This window comes from Paenibacillus sp. FSL R7-0179 (assembly GCF_038002265.1).
Taxonomy (GTDB): domain Bacteria; phylum Bacillota; class Bacilli; order Paenibacillales; family Paenibacillaceae; genus Paenibacillus_AQ.
This window is the reverse complement of the sequence record NZ_JBBOCC010000001.1, coordinates 118166-133766: the sequence shown is the minus strand read 5'-3', so window position 1 is coordinate 133766 and position 15601 is coordinate 118166. Positions and strand designations below refer to the sequence as shown.

General features: G+C 52.1%; 14 protein-coding genes. 5 read left to right on the top strand and 9 right to left on the bottom strand.

Features of this window, described 5'->3' with window-relative positions:
- Positions 1–3: 3 nt before the first annotated feature.
- Complete coding sequence (locus MKX63_RS00575) at positions 4–759, bottom strand: SDR family NAD(P)-dependent oxidoreductase (RefSeq protein WP_341014575.1); 756 nt, start codon at positions 757–759, stop codon at positions 4–6.
- 145 nt (positions 760–904) lie between these two features.
- Between MKX63_RS00575 and MKX63_RS00570 the strand changes: the two genes are divergently transcribed.
- Positions 905–1771: an AraC family transcriptional regulator gene (locus MKX63_RS00570; protein WP_341014574.1), complete on the top strand. Its 867-nt coding sequence runs from the start codon at positions 905–907 to the stop codon at positions 1769–1771.
- Between the two features lie 492 nt (positions 1772–2263).
- Here the strand turns inward: MKX63_RS00570 and MKX63_RS32515 are convergent, their stop codons facing one another.
- The 6 genes from MKX63_RS32515 to MKX63_RS00545 form a co-directional block, all read right to left on the bottom strand.
- On the bottom strand, positions 2264–2338 hold the full coding sequence (locus tag MKX63_RS32515) for a putative holin-like toxin (protein WP_445321861.1): 75 nt from the start codon (positions 2336–2338) through the stop codon (positions 2264–2266).
- A 429-nt stretch (positions 2339–2767) separates the two neighbouring features.
- Positions 2768–3538 (bottom strand): helix-turn-helix domain-containing protein, encoded by a 771-nt coding sequence (locus tag MKX63_RS00565; protein WP_341014573.1) that lies wholly within the window; start codon positions 3536–3538, stop codon positions 2768–2770.
- 272 nt (positions 3539–3810) lie between these two features.
- Positions 3811–4869: a hypothetical protein gene (locus tag MKX63_RS00560; RefSeq protein WP_341014572.1), complete on the bottom strand. Its 1059-nt coding sequence runs from the start codon at positions 4867–4869 to the stop codon at positions 3811–3813.
- Positions 4870–6708, bottom strand: a complete 1839-nt coding sequence (locus tag MKX63_RS00555) for an HSP90 family protein (RefSeq protein ID WP_341014571.1) — start codon at positions 6706–6708, stop codon at positions 4870–4872. It abuts the gene before it with no gap.
- Positions 6709–6922: 214 nt separating this feature from the next.
- On the bottom strand, positions 6923–7699 hold the full coding sequence (locus MKX63_RS00550; protein WP_341014570.1) for a methyltransferase: 777 nt from the start codon (positions 7697–7699) through the stop codon (positions 6923–6925).
- 167 nt (positions 7700–7866) lie between these two features.
- Positions 7867–9747: a leucine-rich repeat domain-containing protein gene (locus MKX63_RS00545; RefSeq protein WP_341014568.1), complete on the bottom strand. Its 1881-nt coding sequence runs from the start codon at positions 9745–9747 to the stop codon at positions 7867–7869.
- A 122-nt stretch (positions 9748–9869) separates the two neighbouring features.
- On the opposite strand from MKX63_RS00545, the gene MKX63_RS00540 reads away from it, so the two are divergent.
- Genes MKX63_RS00540 through MKX63_RS00530 form a run of 3 tightly spaced genes read left to right on the top strand, consistent with a single transcriptional unit; the run spans position 9870 to position 11307 of the window.
- Positions 9870–10217: a TetR/AcrR family transcriptional regulator gene (locus tag MKX63_RS00540; RefSeq protein ID WP_341014567.1), complete on the top strand. Its 348-nt coding sequence runs from the start codon at positions 9870–9872 to the stop codon at positions 10215–10217.
- Positions 10218–10469 (top strand): hypothetical protein, encoded by a 252-nt coding sequence (locus tag MKX63_RS00535; RefSeq protein WP_341014566.1) that lies wholly within the window; start codon positions 10218–10220, stop codon positions 10467–10469.
- A 19-nt stretch (positions 10470–10488) separates the two neighbouring features.
- Positions 10489–11307, top strand: coding sequence for a CPBP family glutamic-type intramembrane protease (locus MKX63_RS00530; RefSeq protein ID WP_341014564.1), 819 nt, complete (start codon positions 10489–10491; stop codon positions 11305–11307).
- Between the two features lie 29 nt (positions 11308–11336).
- On the opposite strand, the gene MKX63_RS00525 is transcribed toward MKX63_RS00530, so the two are convergent.
- Both MKX63_RS00525 and MKX63_RS00520 read right to left on the bottom strand, forming a co-directional pair.
- Complete coding sequence (locus MKX63_RS00525; protein ID WP_341014563.1) at positions 11337–11924, bottom strand: RBBP9/YdeN family alpha/beta hydrolase; 588 nt, start codon at positions 11922–11924, stop codon at positions 11337–11339.
- Between the two features lie 132 nt (positions 11925–12056).
- Positions 12057–13277: an MFS transporter gene (locus MKX63_RS00520; RefSeq protein WP_341014561.1), complete on the bottom strand. Its 1221-nt coding sequence runs from the start codon at positions 13275–13277 to the stop codon at positions 12057–12059.
- 358 nt (positions 13278–13635) lie between these two features.
- Between MKX63_RS00520 and MKX63_RS00515 the strand changes: the two genes are divergently transcribed.
- Entirely contained in the window at positions 13636–15600 is a 1965-nt protein-coding gene (locus tag MKX63_RS00515; RefSeq protein WP_341014558.1) for an ABC1 kinase family protein, read from the top strand.
- Position 15601: the final 1 nt, after the last annotated feature.

Here is a 15601-nt window from a genome sequence, read left to right as displayed (position 1 = left end):
GAATTAAAGCAAATGTCCGCCAGACACTTCAATGTCCTGGGCTGTAACCCACCCGAACTCATCGGACAGCAAGCTCACAATAACCTTCGCAATATCTTCGGGGTGGCCGATTCTGCCAAATACAGATTGCTCCGCCAGGGGCTTAATGAATTCGGGATGTTTATCGAATACTCCATCGCCGAAATTGCTGTGCGTAGGACCAGGCGACACGGCGTTGACGCGAATCTGACGTGTTGCAAGCTCTTTGGCAATATAGCGGGTCCAGGTTGAGAAGGCTGCTTTTAACGAGCCATAGACGGAATAGCCTGGAAAGGATTGAGTTTTGGATGAACTCGTGATATTGACAATAGCTCCAGCGTCCTCCATGAATCTGGCAAGCTGTTGCGTTAGAAAAACCGGTCCCTTGAAATTCGTATTCAGAATCTTGTCGAAATATTCTTCACTCATCTCATTGAACAGCATGGGTCCGCCGATACCGCCATTATTCACCAAGTAATCAAAGGTTGTCCGGTTCCAAATGTTTTGGAGACTCTCCTTCACTTCTTGAACAAAGTCTGCAAAGGTCGGGATCTGCGTCAGATCCAGCTTGAGTGCAACTGCCCGGACACCTGCATTTTTTTCAATCTCCTGTACGACATCTTCAGCGCGGTCCTTATAGGAATTGTAGGTGAGAATGACGCTAATCCCGCGTTTGCCAAGCTCCAGCGCCGCCGCTTTTCCAATGCCATTACTTCCACCCGTTATTATCGCAATTGTCATAAGATCCTCCTTGTATTATGTTCGGCTTGGTTCTAATTGTAGCCGCAGCTGTGGCACTAAAATAGACCTGAAAATGCCTATTGATTGCCTAAAAGCACCATTCGTGTGATAAACTATGTGCATGAAAAATGTCCTCGAAGAAATAATGGATCTGATGAAGGATGCGGGCACCAGGCAGATTGAAACCGGAGTACCAGGGCTGAGTATGATTAAAGGAGAGATCCCCAATCATCAGCTTGCAGCGCTATACGAGCCAATGATTGGTTTTACGGTTCAAGGAAGAAAGATTCTATCTATAGGGGGGCGCAGTACGGAACTGGCAGGGCCATCTTATTACGTGTTACCCGTGCATGTTCCTGCAACGGCGGTTGTACATCCAGACCATGCTGGACATCCGTACATGTCCCTTGGTCTCAAGTTGAATCAGAATGTTCTTCAGAGTCTGTTAAGAGATCTCCAGGAGAATCTATTACCGGCTGCTTCCGGGCCATTCGCAGCTTGCGACATGGATATTGAATTGATGGAGGCCTGGCTGCGTTTATTGCGATTATCGAAAGCGCCAGGAGATATTCCGGCTCTTGCACCGGCTTATGAGCGCGAAATCCTGTATCGCGTACTGATGGGACCACAAGGAGGGGAGCTGAGGCAATTGGGTCAGCGGGAAAGTGACCTATCCCGGATATCCCAAATTGTGAAATGGTTCCGGAGTAATTTTATGAGGCCCATAGACATTGGTGAGCTGGCATCGAAATCGGGGATGGCTATAAATACCTTTCACCGGCAGTTTAAACGGGCTACGGGGTTAAGTCCTATTCAATTTCAAAAGCAATTGAGGCTCCTGGAGGCCAGAAACCTTATTGCCTTCGAGGGCTATCCGGTAGCAAGTGCTGCATACCATGTTGGCTATCAGAGTCCTTCACAGTTCAACCGCGAGTATTCCCGGTTCTTCGGTGCATCTCCTGCCCGTGACACGGAGAGCTTAAGACAAATTGAAAGCATGAGGGATTATTAGAAGGTCATGCCATGAGCCGCAGGAATTGCAGGCATTCACTCCTGAGCTCCCGCGGCTGTCCCCGCTTCATGGAATAACGCCGGCTGCTTGCCGAAAAGCTTGTTGAGTGTCTCCAGCACTTCCACCGGGTTGTCCTCGTTAAACTGAGTAATGGCAACGCGCAAAGCCGACAACAGCATCGCCGTGCGGACTTGTATAAAGTACTGCCAATTTCTGTAAAATCAATGCTGTGATACGGGCCGGTGCTTATCACGATAATCAAATGCTTAGTTCGATTAAGCAAAGGCTGGGAACGAAATGAGCAGCTCCCATAATTTATTAATCACTGTTAACATGCGTTAACACCTGTGGTATAGTATAAGCAGAACAGGCGTACAATGCTAAGAGAGCCGTGCGTCAACACGACTCTCTCAAGCAATAGCCGCTTTTAAGGGCGGTAGGCATCAACAGCAGGATACGAAGAATAGACCGCATACCTTTGTGGGGGGCGGTCTATTTGCGTGTATTGGACAGCAGCGCTACGATAAGCAAACCAAAGGTTAGCATCAGCATCATTGCTTCAAACACTGTCACAAGGCATCCCTCCCTTCTGAGAGAGGTAGCCGACCGGCCCTTTTAAGCCCATCCTATTGCTCAATCAGTATAACATATCAAATGCCTTAGTATTACCTAAGTTTGAGGAAAATTTGACGTAAATGCGTATTTATAATGCGATAAGAGCAGCTCCCCATATTGGGGGCTGCTCTTTGTGGTGCGCCCAGCATTGGCGGCGACTTCATTGGTTCCAGCGGTTGATCCTGTGCGCCGTTCCCGAACAGCTCTGGATTAATGAGGATATCTTACCGTGTCCAACCTCATCAACCCCCCCGGTGTCGGCAGAGCGACCTTTTACCGCATGATTGACGAAAGAGTTCCTTCTATCGATCATCCAAGCCAATTTTATGGAGAGTTTCAAACCGGGCTCGCTAGTATGCTTAGCTAAAAACTGACCTTCGTTCAAGAACGGACCGGCAGGAAGAGCATAAGCAGCGCAGGGAGATGCATATTGCTGGCTTCAATCCGGTAACCTATGCTGCTGTCCTCGAGCCTTTTGCAGTGAACCGGCAAATGCAGGAATGCATCCCGTATAATTCTCTCATCCAGACCGGTTGCCCCTACAATATTCTCCATATTAACAAAGCAGTCAAAGTCATGCCTGGTTAACTCATATAATCCAAATAATACCGTTAACCTGTCAGCATCCGCATAGGCCCGGAGCACACCGTACAGGCTTAACAGTTGATCTGGCTCGAGTTCCCGTTTATCGGCGTGATCGGAAAAGAAGAGCATTCCTTGCCTGGCAATAGTAACTCCTTCCGGTTCGCTGCAAATAGAGGTTCCCCAAGTCCGCTGATCATACGTCTTATCCGGGTCCCAAGGCAGGTAGCCCTTGTAACCATTGGATACGATACCCTCATGCAGGCAGAAGGCGATTTGGCAGGCCAGTGTGAAACGCTCCTTGGCAGGGGTCTGTTCAAACAGAAGCTTGATGTCTTTCACTACGTTCTGATCATTGGCCTCGGGGACACGGCCGAATAGAAAGTCAAGGCTGACTCCGAAATAATTAGCGATCTCAGGTAATAAAGCGGTATCCGGATAGCAAGCCCCGCTTTCCCATTTGGATACGGCTTGATTGGTTACACCGAAGACCTCCGCAAGCTCTTCTTGAGTCTTTCCCTTATTCTTGCGCAGTTCCTGTAATTGCTTATGTATGCCCGCTGTTTTCATAATGTGCTCCTCCTTTACGTTGTACGGAATCATTGTACATCCGGAGTCTAACGTATGCCATGTAGTGGTGCTTGGATATCCCTAAGAATTTTCCAACATTGGGTTGGAAAGAAACGCAGCTAAGTCTTCGGAAGATATCAAACGTTTTAAATTTACCTAATTCCGGGAAAGATTTGACGTAAATACGTATTTATAATGTGTAAAGAGCAGCCCCCATTACTGGAGCTGCTCTTATTTGCGCTTGTTCTTACTCAATGCCGTAGGAATGCATCCTACAGCTTCTCTATCAGCTCAGTATAATAGCCGTTACCGTTCCGCTTATCCAGCTTCTCCGCTGTAGCGAGCGCTAACTTCTGGAAGTATTTCGCAAGCGAAGCTACGTCTTCGGACTGGCGTTCACACGGATGCCCAGCCGGAAGCTTGACCTGGAAGCGGATGGATTCCTCAGACAGACGGCGGAACAGCTTGGCCGAATAAGCGTTGAAGATCATCTGATCGGCCGGGTTCTCATGATCGAGCGAGGAGGCGATATACTCTTCGAAGACCTCCAGGGCCTTGACCGGATCGGTCAGGGTCAGGTAGCCAATATGCTCTCCCTGGTGATACAGGAAATCGCGGTTTCCTTTTACCAGCTTATAGCCTTTCTTCTGCAGCTTATCGGCTTCCTTCTGGCGGCCCAGCCGCAGGAGAGGGAACAGCACCTTCGTAATGGTCACATGCGGGACCTCACCGCAGGTCATCCGGCCCTTGAGAATCGGCTCGGCCGCCTTGACGGTTGCTTCGTCGTCTCCCTGCTTCGACAGGAACTCGACCAGGCCATGCTGTTCACAAGCCTCACAATCGCTCATCTCGTCACGGTCCATGGACTGGACAATCGCCCATTCGGCCTGTGAAGCTTCCAGCTCCCCGAAATCTTCGAGAATATTCGCCCGGTAATAGTGATAGGTCCGGCTGCTGTAGCCTTCGGCTTCGTAGCGGGTCTTCATATCCTCCAGCAGGTTCTCAATCTGAGTGCGGCTAATATCTGCAAAAGCGGTGATGCGGTCCAGCACCCACTTGTACGACCACATCAGACTGTAATCATCGAACCGGCCCGGGTTCTTGTCATACTGCCCCAGCTGCCAGGAAAAGGCGACCAGCGCCTTCATCGGATAGCCGTGGAAGCTGCCCAGCTCTACGATTTCGCTGCGGGCCTCATAGCCCTGATCGATATCTCCTGCGGCATCGGCCACCCGTACGGCCTGCTCAAGCAATTCCAGCTTGGCCTTGCCTCCCGGCAGGCCATAGGCTTCTTCCATTAAATCGTCGAAATCCATCTCGGTAACGTTCATTTATTTCTCTCCTTCTGCGGATCGACTGGCCGTCAATCCCCAATCAATAAATTGAATAATGCCTTGGTTCAGGAGCGCGAGCTCCTGGCGGTTCATCGGATAATGTCCTATCAATAGCGCATTGCAGTACAGCATCTCGACAATAGAAGGCAGCGTGGCCTGATTCCCCTGATGGAATACCTTCTCAATGACCGGATTGTTCAGGTTAAAGTAAAGTGTAGCGTATGCCGTATCCTTAAGCGAAGCGCCCAGGCTGCCTAGCACGGAGGAAAGAGCGTCGGTGCTCACTTCCTTCGTTGCCTCAAGTACACGCCACTGGGCGGATTCCTCGGACAGTGTGTAGAGCACCGGAATCTCCTCCGGCTTGAAGCGGCGCAGCTGCACCTGGCAGCGGAACTTCTGCAGGACACTGTCTGCGAGTCTTACAGATTCATAGTAATCCAGCCGCTCTTGAGGCGTAATATCGGTGAAGGATAAGGACACCTCTTCCGGCAGCAGCCGTTCCGTCTGCACCTCAGGGTCAATAAGCGGAAGCCGGGACAGCAGCTCGGCATCATAGATATACCCGCCGTTCACCACCAGCATGGATTGGGCTGAAGCCACGTGGGTAATCTGGCGGTATTCGTCCAGCGTCGCCGTGAAGTACAGGGGAGACTGCTGCTTCAGCTCGCCAAGCGTCTTTCGGCCATACGTGCTCTCAAACGGCAGCCACTCGTGAATGATTGAATAGAACGACGAATCTTCCACCGCGAGCGCCTTCATCGATAAGGCATGCAGTGAGATGATCGATTGCAGGCGGTCCGGGTCATACTCGGCCATCCGCATCAATTCCTGACGAATGGCATTCCCGAGCTCTTCCCGTATCTGCTCCAGCTGGGCATTCTCATAGAAATGCTCCCGGGAAGCGGTCGGCTGCAGCTCATCGGTCCAGATCAGACACTTCACGAAGAACGCCCAGTCCGGCAGGATATTGCTGGCAGCTTCGGAGACCAGCATGTGCTTCAGATACACCCGGTGATTGCGTTTGGCGTTCAGATTCACCGCGTGCGGCAGAATGAAGGCGATGCCTCCCGTCCGGCCCGAGGCGGTGTGCAGGGGAATGAAATCACGGAACGTCTCTCCAAGCACCTGCTTGCCGAAGGAGAGCACCTCATCACGGTGCTTCCGGGCCAGCTGCGGATCTTTGATCCACGGCGGAGTTAGCGGATTAATCAGGCGGGTGCTGCGGTCTGACACCAGCTGGATCGGATAAGGCAGCAGAGCGCCGTAATGGAACAGACCTTCACGCAGGTTCTCCTCTTCGAAGTAAGCTTCCGACCCTTCCTTGCAACGCAAAAAAACCTTGGTGCCCGGAGCATGTGCCCCTTCGAGCTTACGGATCGTATAAGTGCCGTCCGGCTTCCCGCGCCATTCCAGAGCAGGCCCGCCCTTGGCGGATTGGGTCACCATGACGATATCGTTACTCACCATGAAGCAGGACAACAGCCCGATGCCAAACCGCCCGATAAAGGAGGTGTTGGTCGACAGAAAATCTTCGCCCCGCTTGGAGGATTGTCCAATCATGGCCAGAAACTCATGAATCTCTGCCTCATCTAACCCGATCCCGTTATCCTCTACTAATAAGGTTGCCCCCGTGGAGGTTCCGCTTACCTCGACATGGATCTTACCTTCGTAGCCTGCTGGGGAATAAGCCTGGCGTGCAGTAATCGCGTCTATGCCATTCTGCAGCAGCTCTCTTAAGAATACCTTCGGGCTGCTATACAAATGGTTAGACAAAATGTTGATCATACCGCTTAAGTTCACCTGAAAGCGGTACGTATCCGGGTTTTGGTTCTCCATCTTGATTCTCCTGTTCTGTAATCATTTTGCTTGTGCTTCATGCCAACAATCAGTTTCTATGTAGACAGAGACAACTCTATGTATTACCCAGAATCTGCATGAGGAGAAACATATATTCCCAAGCATTCTCTATCATTGCAATATAAAAGAAACCCAAGGTCTCGAAAGGACCTGGGTTTCCAGACAATCTGAAGGCTCTCCGCGTATCTAATACTTACTCCGCCATCTTCACGGCACAGACCCGCAGCCGCCGGTAGTCGGCGATCCATTGGCCCTGCCGGTAATGCTCGGGACGCAGCTGCTCTTCCACTTCGCGATAGATCGCAATCTTGTCTTCTGCACTGACATCGTAGAAGAAGTCATCGGCCATCATGTCGAGCCAATCCCGGATTCCGCTCTCCCCCTGCAAGGGAGTCGGCCGTTGTAAATGCTGGGCCAGCGTGACGAGGAAGCCATGCGCCTCCAGCACTGCTGCATATTCTCCGATGGTGGGAAAATACCATGGATTGCGTCCCTGCGGGTCATAGCCATGCGCGGCCAGTGCGGCCTCGGTCGCATTCACCAGCGCGGCAACGTTGCGGTAGCCGCCGAATTCGGCGACGAACCGCCCGCCGGTCCGAAGTGCACCTGCTACCGTTACCGCGACTGCATGCGCGTCCTTCATCCAGTGCAGCGCAGCGTTGGAGAACACGGCATCGAAGGGCTGAGTGGTCCGGTAAGTGTATGCATTCTGGGCGCTCAGATTCAGGTGCGGATACTTGCTGCGGCCGCGGGCAATCATCTCGGGTGACAGATCGATGCCCACTGTATCCGCTCCAGCGGCCGCGATCTTAGCTGTAAGATCGGCTGTTCCGCAGCCGATATCCAGCACGCGTTCACCGGGCTGCGGCTGGAGCAGCGAGAGGACATCGCCGCCCAGCCTGGAGACGAAATCCAGTTTGTGATCATAAGTGTCTGCCTGCCATTGGTTATTGGAAGCCGGTTGATTCATATACTTCCCCTCCTTATGAGTTCAGTATAGGGCTGTATATCTTATAAATGAAATATATAGTTGCTATACGATTAATAAGTATTTCCTATAAGCAGGCTGCCAACAAAAATAGACCGCAAGCCTCTGTAAGGAGGGCGGTCTATTCTATCACATCATAATAGCAGAAATTAATATACAAGCACGCCTGCATCCAGCACGGACTTGTTCGCCACAGAATTGCCAGTCAGGAATACCTGCTGCAGCTTGGGCAGCTTACTCAGAAGCTCTATATTGGAAATTGCATTGTTCTCCAGATGAAGCTCCTCGATAGCCTGCCATTTGCCCATGAACGCAAGAGAAGCCAGGTTGTTGTCCTGCAGAGTGAAGGAACGCAGGGCAGACAGGTTCGCGAAGTAAGGCATGATCTGGTCAACCTCACTAACGGAGTCGTTGTTCATGGAGAAGTATGGGCGGTCCAAGGTCAAATGCTCAAGCGCGCTGTTCGCTGCCGCAGCGTTCTGCTTGAAATTCAGACGGCATTCCGAGCACACCAGCGTGTTCACCTGCTTCAGGCCGAATAAGGCATCGCTCTCTGAATACAGTGACGAATCATAGATGCTTAGGGTCTTCAGACGGGGCAAGCTGTCCAGTGCACGAAGCTGGATGATGTCGTCGCTCCCCCACAGGGCCAGCTGTGCAAGCTCCGGGAATTTCTTCAGCTCAGTCATATTAAGCTCCCCGCTTCCTCCCCGGAGCGTCAGGTTTGTTACCGCTGGCGCCTTCAGCCCGGAGAGGAAGGAGGTGGGAAGTTCCAACCATTTGACGCCCGGTAAGGTAAGTGCGTCTGGCTCGTCGTAATAACCGTACAAGGTGAATTCCCGCAGCGAGGACAGGCTATTCACGGCCTTTACCGAGCCAAGCTTGCTTAAGGAAGCCAGCCGGAGGCTGGTAATGGAGGTTTTCCCGGCCAGACGCTCCAGGCTGGAGAAATTCAGATTCTCGATATCCAGCATCTGCAGAGCAGGCATGTTCTGCACGAAGTCGATTGACTTCACATTGGACAAATAGGAAAGCTTAAGCTCCTTAAGCCCGGTTAAGGCGTATAACGGCTGCAGATCTGTGGTTTCACTGTGATAGATAGCCAGAGAAGACAGCCCCGTCATGGACGATAACCACCCCAGGTCATTGACGAAGGTAAGGGACAGGGACTTCAGCGGCAGCTTACTCAGCAGATGCAAATCCGTTATAGACTCATCCACATAGGTAATGGACAGTGAGCTTAGATTAGGGAATTCCAGAAGCAGAGCCACTTCCTGATTGCTGCGCAGCTGAGTGGACAGCTCCGTGATTTTGGATTTATCGCCGAAGTAGCCGGAGAAGGCGCTGAAGGATTCGTTGAAGGCGCCGCCATAGCTTTTTAATCCGGGAATATGGGCAAAACTGATTTGATCCGTCTGGTCAATTTCGTAGGTCCCGTTCAAGTCCAGTGCCGTCAGCCCCGTGAAGGCTTCGAAGTCCCGCTGGTCGATCCGCTTGGTATTGAGCCGCTTATCCTGGATCACATAAGTGAGCTTCTCGGCCTGTGCATCGCTGAAGGGATCGGAGAAGCTGTAGGTGAACTGCCAATGATCATTGTCTGAATGCTTCACCGATAAATACCGCAGCCGGGCAATTTCCTCCTCGGTCGGCATGGCAGAGCCTTTACCCAGGGTCTCCCGCAGGAAGGTGAGCAGGACTTCGCTTTCGGGCATCTTCCGCGCAGACTGAGTAGCCTTGGTTGCCTGCTGCGTGGAGCCGAGGCTGTAATACAGATATGTACCGATAGCGCCCCCCAGCACCAGCAGCAGAACCAGCACCAGTCTAATGGGGATCGAGACGGAGACGGGTGGCTTCGGCGCGGCCGTAGGAGGGGGTGTCCCGTGATAATGATTAATGGTCTGATCCACATAGTAGACATTATTTTGCTTGAGCAGAAGCTCAGTCTGGCAATAAGGGCACTTGAGGATCGTCCCTTCCTTGTATTCAATACGTCCGCTGCAATTGGGACAGTTCAACGGAATAAAAGCCATAGGCAGCCGCCTCCTTCATGATGTAATGATATTCCAGTGATCTTATCGAATTTACGTGGGTTCCGCTGATTTGTTCCATTATTCTTTGGAGTGAAGCTGATAATTTGATTCTATATGAACAGATGCTCAGAACACAACAATTGTTAAAAAGGAGAATCAAGCCGTGCTTCACCAAAGAACAAATCATCGATGCGGCGTTCGAAATTGCGAGGACCGAAGGAGTGGATGCCGTGACCATCCGTAAGGTGTCGGAGAAGCTGGGGGGCTCCATAGCCCCCATCTATGTCAATTTCAAAGAGGCTGGCGAGCTGGTGGAGGAGGTGTACCAGAGAACCTTGGCGGTGAGCAGGCAGATTCTGGAGGAGCAGAATTCCGGGCATCCGTTCCACGATATCGGGGCGGCCAGCATCCGTTTTGCCCGGGAGTATCCGGTGCTGTTCCGGGATCTGGTAATGAAGAAGAATGATTAGGTGAAGCATAATGAGGCAGAGACGCAAGGGTTCATTCAGATGATGAGAACGGACCCTGATCTGAACGGATTATCCGATGATGAACTGGGGATGATTTTGCTCAAGATGAAGATGTTCCAGGTCGGGATGAGTGTGATGGTTGCGAACGAATTGCTGCCGGACCATTATACAGAGGAGCAGATGATTCAGCTATTGAACAGCGCGGCAGAGGATGTCATCAGCGCAGCGAAGCGCAGCACGGAGCAATCCTGAACCCGGAGGGGATGATCATATGACAGCAGGCAGAACAAGGCTTAGTCTTCTATTATTCATCGTTATTGTGCTGGCATGCGGCTGGATTGGGGTATGGGTGGATACGAAGCTGCCGGATCATCCGGAAGGGAATTCGCCGGGCATGGGCTTGTGGCTGATTTTGCCGGTGATCGCAATGCTCGTCCTGCGGCTGGTGAACCGCGATTGGAGGGATATGGGCGTCAGGTTCAATTTTCGAGAAAATAGGAAGTGGTACGGCGCAGCCATTGCTGTCTATCCGGTAATCATGGTAATAGCGGTAGGGCTTGCTCTGCTGTTCAATAGCGCCAGCGCTTCAGAGATTGAACTACATACGGTTCTGTCACTGGTCGGGGTATCGCTCGCCGGCAGCTTGATCAAGAACATCTTCGAGGAATTCGCCTGGCGCGGCTATCTGACTCCGAAGCTGATTGAGCTGAAGCTGAATGACTGGATGATCTATCTTGTGTCCGGTCTGGTCTGGGCGCTGTGGCATACGGCTTATTATCTGATCTTCCTGCCGGATACTTATTTCGGGACAACGACAAGATGGGGCTATGTCTTCATCGGCTGTGTGCTTATGGTTGCCTGGTCCATTATGTACGTTGAGATCTATCGTCTTACGCAATCGGTGTGGCCGTGTGTACTCATGCACGCAGTGGAGGATGGAGTACCTACCTTGCTGGTATCGGTTGCCGGGATCATTACATTCACGCCGGCAGGCGAACTATGGTTCAGCCCGACCACCGGCGTGGTAACGACGATTCTGTTCATTGGATTCGGATTATGGCTCAGATCTAGACGATTGAAGCGCGTATAGGGATGTGAGTCGGGTAAGAGATAAGCGGATTATTTGGCTCCATGCCCCATCATATCGCGAAGAACATCATAGGCAATAGGTAAAGTGGTAAAGCCGTCGCTGTCCAGAAAATGTCCGCTGTGCTCTACCTCGTGAAAATCGGCATGAATGACTTGTGCTAACTCCTTGCTGAGCGCGACTGGCACAATGGCATCATCCTTGGAGGCAATCACTGCACGTTTGGGAGCCAGCGCTGCGGCCTCGCTGTAGTTGATCTGATCCTGCGTGAACTCATCAAGCATTGGCAGGCCGGGTAACGGCTTGGTGAAGCCGGACACGAGAACCAGACCGCCGAGCGGTTCCTGCGGCCTCGCGCTGAGCAGATACTTGAGCAGAGAGACGCAGCCTAAGCTGTGAGCAACGAAATAGGTGTCTTGGTTCAGCAGCTTGGCCTTACTGGACAGATGCTCCAGCCATTCTTGAAGGTTAGGCGATAACGGCGTCGGCATCTCCAGAATATCCGAGGTGATCCCGTCTGCGTCGAGCCGCTTCTGTAACCATCCAAACCAATGATTCGCCGGGGTGGCTCCGTAACCATGAACAATATAAACATGCTTGCTGCTTGTTGGATCAGCCATATCGTAACTCCTCCCATTAAGTAAAAGTGAATATTCCCAGTCGCGTATATTATAGATTCTTCCATTCTGCATGCACAACCCCTAAAAAAGACCGCCATCCCATTAAAGGGAGGACGGTCTATTTACCTTCACTTATTCACTAGCAGGTTCCTTGTCTGTATCTGTTCCTGCAAACCTGACAAATAGGAATACTCCAATCAGAACCACGACTATCCCTGACCAGAAGAACCAGAACGGAACGCCGAACCGGTCGGCTACAGGTCCCGCCAGCGCAAGCCCAACCGGCGAAGACAAGAGTCCGATACTCGTCACGAAGGAGAGCACGCGTCCCAGAAGCTCAGGCTCGTAAGACTTCTGGATCATCGCCATGTAAGGGCCGTTGAACAAGGGGGCTGCGGCACCCATCAGGAACGAGAGGACGGTAAAAGCAAGGAAGGCCTCGCGCCCGGTCACCCCGCTCAGGACACAGGTGAGTCCGATCACAACCAGACTCAGACTCATGTAGGTGGTGTCCTTCCATCTGGAAGCAAGCACGGACAGCAGGGCACCGCCAAGGATCATCCCAATTCCGAATACGGCCTCAATCAGGCTGGCGCTGTAACCGCCGCGTCCGAAATGCGACAGCGTCATCAAGGGGAACAGCATCGCCAGCGGCATGAATACCACACTGAAGACAGCCATGGCAACCGTTACTGTGACAATGGACTTTTGCGACAGGAAGGCCCGCCAGCCGAGCATAAACTCCCTACGGAACGAGGGGGTCTCTACGATTTCCGGCTTCGGTTGACGGATCTGTACGAACAAAAGCATAAGGTTAGCGATTAAAGCGCCTGCCACATCTAGGAGCAATACGGTTCCCAGGGAAGTAGCCGAGTATACCGCAATTCCAAGCGCCGGTCCAAGTACGCTGGAAGCAGAGAAGATGAGCTGGTTCCAGCCTGCCACCCGGGTGAGCTGGTCTTCCGGTGCTATCAGTGGAATCGCCGCCTGGAACGAAGGGGCATGGAAGGACGAAGCTGCCGAACGGATCAGCAGGATTGCATACACGATCCATAAGCTCGGCTCCCCCCATAGATAATAAGCACCCAGAATCAGGCTGGTGAGTGCAATGGCACTGTCCGCGGCGATCATGGTGAGCTTACGGTTCCACCGGTCGAGCCAGACTCCGATGAACGGGCCTAAAACCGCCTGCGGCAGGAACCCGGCCAGACCGGCCAGCATCAGCACGGCAGCCGACCCTGTCGTCTCGGTCAGATGCCAGATGATGGAGAACTGAACCATCGCAGAGGTTAATATCGAGAAGATTTGTCCGCTGAAGATGAAGGCGAACGTCTTTTTCCATTGAATATTCATAAGTTTGTACCCTCCCTAAATAAAAGCAGACCCAAGTCCGCATAGGGGCTTGGGTCTGCAACAATTACATAACGGGACAGTGCGAAACCGGGCATAATGAAATAAGCCGTAGCGGATCGCAGCCGATGTCCTTAACGTAAATAGCAGCAACTCAAAAAAAGCCCACACTTGGTGAGAAATCAGCTTTTGTTGGGCGTGCTTACCATATACGTGGAATCATCGGCTGCCATCCTCCTCGAATTTTATAGCTGGAGCTTAACATTAGAGCTTAGCAGATGTCAATAATATCGGAGCATTCCGCATCTTCAGCCTCCTATGCTATAGTGGGGGTAATGAAGCATTTACAGGGGGCTGGAGGATGTTCTTTTTCATTGTAATGCTTGTATGTTTCGGCGTGTTCACAGCGCTTGCCTATGTATTTAACGCGAAGCATAAGATCGTGATGCCGCTGGTCAGCGCGGTGGCGGTTAGTATGCTGGTTCAGGTGCTGGAGCAATTCTACATGAGCAGCATTATTGTCGTGGCGTTCATTCTGTATTTCATCATAAGCAGCATCAGGACCTTCAAGCATGAACAGTTCCAGTTGATGGTGGCGATTCTTTTCAGCACATCCGTCGTAACCCTGGTCATAACCTCAACCTACTTCAAGCAGCCCGTGGTTCCCTCCGAAGCGGAGATGGTCAGGGTGATGTTCATCTATTACCCGCTGCTGATTCTATTTATCTCCTGCTATACCTACATGCTGCTTAGCGTGTTCAATTTCAAGCTGCTGCAGTCGGGGAACCCGCTCGGGTATATGATGGGCAAGGTGCGCGGCTTCAGGCGTATGATCCGTCTGCTCTGGATCGCTTCGCGCAAAGGGCTGAATCATCTGCTCCAGCAGGATCATGCGAAGCTGCCGCAGGTGATTGCTGCCATTCTCGATAATATGGGCGGGGTCTTCGTGAAGTTCGGGCAGGTGCTATCGACCAAGAAGGATCTGCTGCCAGCCCAATACATCGAGGCGTTCTCCAGTCTGCACGACCAGGTTAAGCCGCTCAGCCAGAAGCAGCTGAAGGAGATTATTGACAGCCGGATCGGCGATCTGGAGGAGACGTATGAAGACTTCGGGATGGAGCCCATTGCAGCCGCTTCGATCGGGCAGGTACATCTGGCGAGGCTGAAGTCTACTGGAGAGAAGGTAGTCGTCAAAATCCTGCGGCCGGATGTGAAGCAGAAAATGAGCGTGGATCTGGATCTGTTAATCCAATTCGTGACCCGGCTCTCCGAACGCTCCGCTAAAATCCGGAGACTCGGCTTAATTCAGCTCGCCGAAGGCTTCAAAACCAATCTGATCGAAGAGACAGACTTTGATATTGAAGCGCTGAATACCAATCTGCTGCGCCAGGCGTTCCTGGAACACGATATTCCAATCCAAGTGCCGAAGATTTACGCTGAGTATTCGACCAAGCAAATTCTGACCATGGAATATATTGAAGGACAGCGGTTCACCCGGAAGGTGACCAATGATGTATCGGAAATGATCATGCACGCCTTCCTGCAGCAGATTCTGATGATCGGCATTTTCCACGCCGACCCGCATCCCGGCAATCTGATGCTGACCAAGGACGGGAAGGTCGCACTGATTGACTTCGGCTCCGTGGGGTATCTGACGGAAGAGGAGCGGGCCGGGATGCTCAACTTCCTGATGGGCTACAGCCGGAAGGAGACGAAGCAGATGGCCCAGGGTCTGGCCGGAGTCTGTGAGGAAGGGGAGCTATTAGATGTGAAAATGATCGAGCGGCGCCTCGGCAGACTTTTATCCGAAGCCTCCTTCTCCCCTGATCCTACCAGTGTCATGATGAGAAGGCTGATGTCGATGATTACGGAGCTGGGCATGTCCTTGAAGCCGACGGTGGCCGGGGCCTTCCGGGCGATTATTACCCTGGACGGGACCTTGTCCTCAGTAGATGAGTCGTACTCCTTATCCGCAGCGAGCCAGTCCTTCGCAGACCAGATGGATACGGGAGAGATCGTCAAGGAACAGCTGGGCAAGGTGAAGGGGCGGCTGGAGGATTATATTCCGAAGCTGCTGGAGCTGCCGCTGCTGAAGGAGAACCGGATCACGCTGGCGCGTGAGGACAATCATAGTCTGACGGATTTCGTGGGAACGCTGACGGTCGGGATATTCACGGTAATCTGTATGGTAATCATGCTGGCAAGCTTCTGGGTGCAAGGGGAGATCATGCGGTTTGTCCTTGCCCCCTTATCAATGTCAGGCTTCGGCACGGGGATGATTATCCTGATGATGTCCGTGATTAAGCAATTGAAACCTAAGAGTTAAC

What these genes read in the sequence shown, in the direction of transcription:
- MKX63_RS00550 (WP_341014570.1), bottom strand. Translation starts at nt 7,699, where the DNA reads ATGAATCAACCGGCTTCCAATAACCAATGGCAGGCAGACACTTATGAT.
- MKX63_RS00515 (WP_341014558.1), top strand. Translation starts at nt 13,636, where the DNA reads ATGTTCTTTTTCATTGTAATGCTTGTATGTTTCGGCGTGTTCACAGCG.
- MKX63_RS00565 (WP_341014573.1), bottom strand. Translation starts at nt 3,538, where the DNA reads ATGAAAACAGCGGGCATACATAAGCAATTACAGGAACTGCGCAAGAAT.
- MKX63_RS00540 (WP_341014567.1), top strand. Translation starts at nt 9,870, where the DNA reads ATGCTCAGAACACAACAATTGTTAAAAAGGAGAATCAAGCCGTGCTTC.
- MKX63_RS00530 (WP_341014564.1), top strand. Translation starts at nt 10,489, where the DNA reads ATGACAGCAGGCAGAACAAGGCTTAGTCTTCTATTATTCATCGTTATT.
- MKX63_RS00525 (WP_341014563.1), bottom strand. Translation starts at nt 11,924, where the DNA reads ATGGCTGATCCAACAAGCAGCAAGCATGTTTATATTGTTCATGGTTAC.
- MKX63_RS00575 (WP_341014575.1), bottom strand. Translation starts at nt 759, where the DNA reads ATGACAATTGCGATAATAACGGGTGGAAGTAATGGCATTGGAAAAGCG.
- MKX63_RS00560 (WP_341014572.1), bottom strand. Translation starts at nt 4,869, where the DNA reads ATGAACGTTACCGAGATGGATTTCGACGATTTAATGGAAGAAGCCTAT.
- MKX63_RS00545 (WP_341014568.1), bottom strand. Translation starts at nt 9,747, where the DNA reads ATGGCTTTTATTCCGTTGAACTGTCCCAATTGCAGCGGACGTATTGAA.
- MKX63_RS00570 (WP_341014574.1), top strand. Translation starts at nt 905, where the DNA reads ATGGATCTGATGAAGGATGCGGGCACCAGGCAGATTGAAACCGGAGTA.
- MKX63_RS00555 (WP_341014571.1), bottom strand. Translation starts at nt 6,708, where the DNA reads ATGGAGAACCAAAACCCGGATACGTACCGCTTTCAGGTGAACTTAAGC.
- MKX63_RS00520 (WP_341014561.1), bottom strand. Translation starts at nt 13,277, where the DNA reads ATGAATATTCAATGGAAAAAGACGTTCGCCTTCATCTTCAGCGGACAA.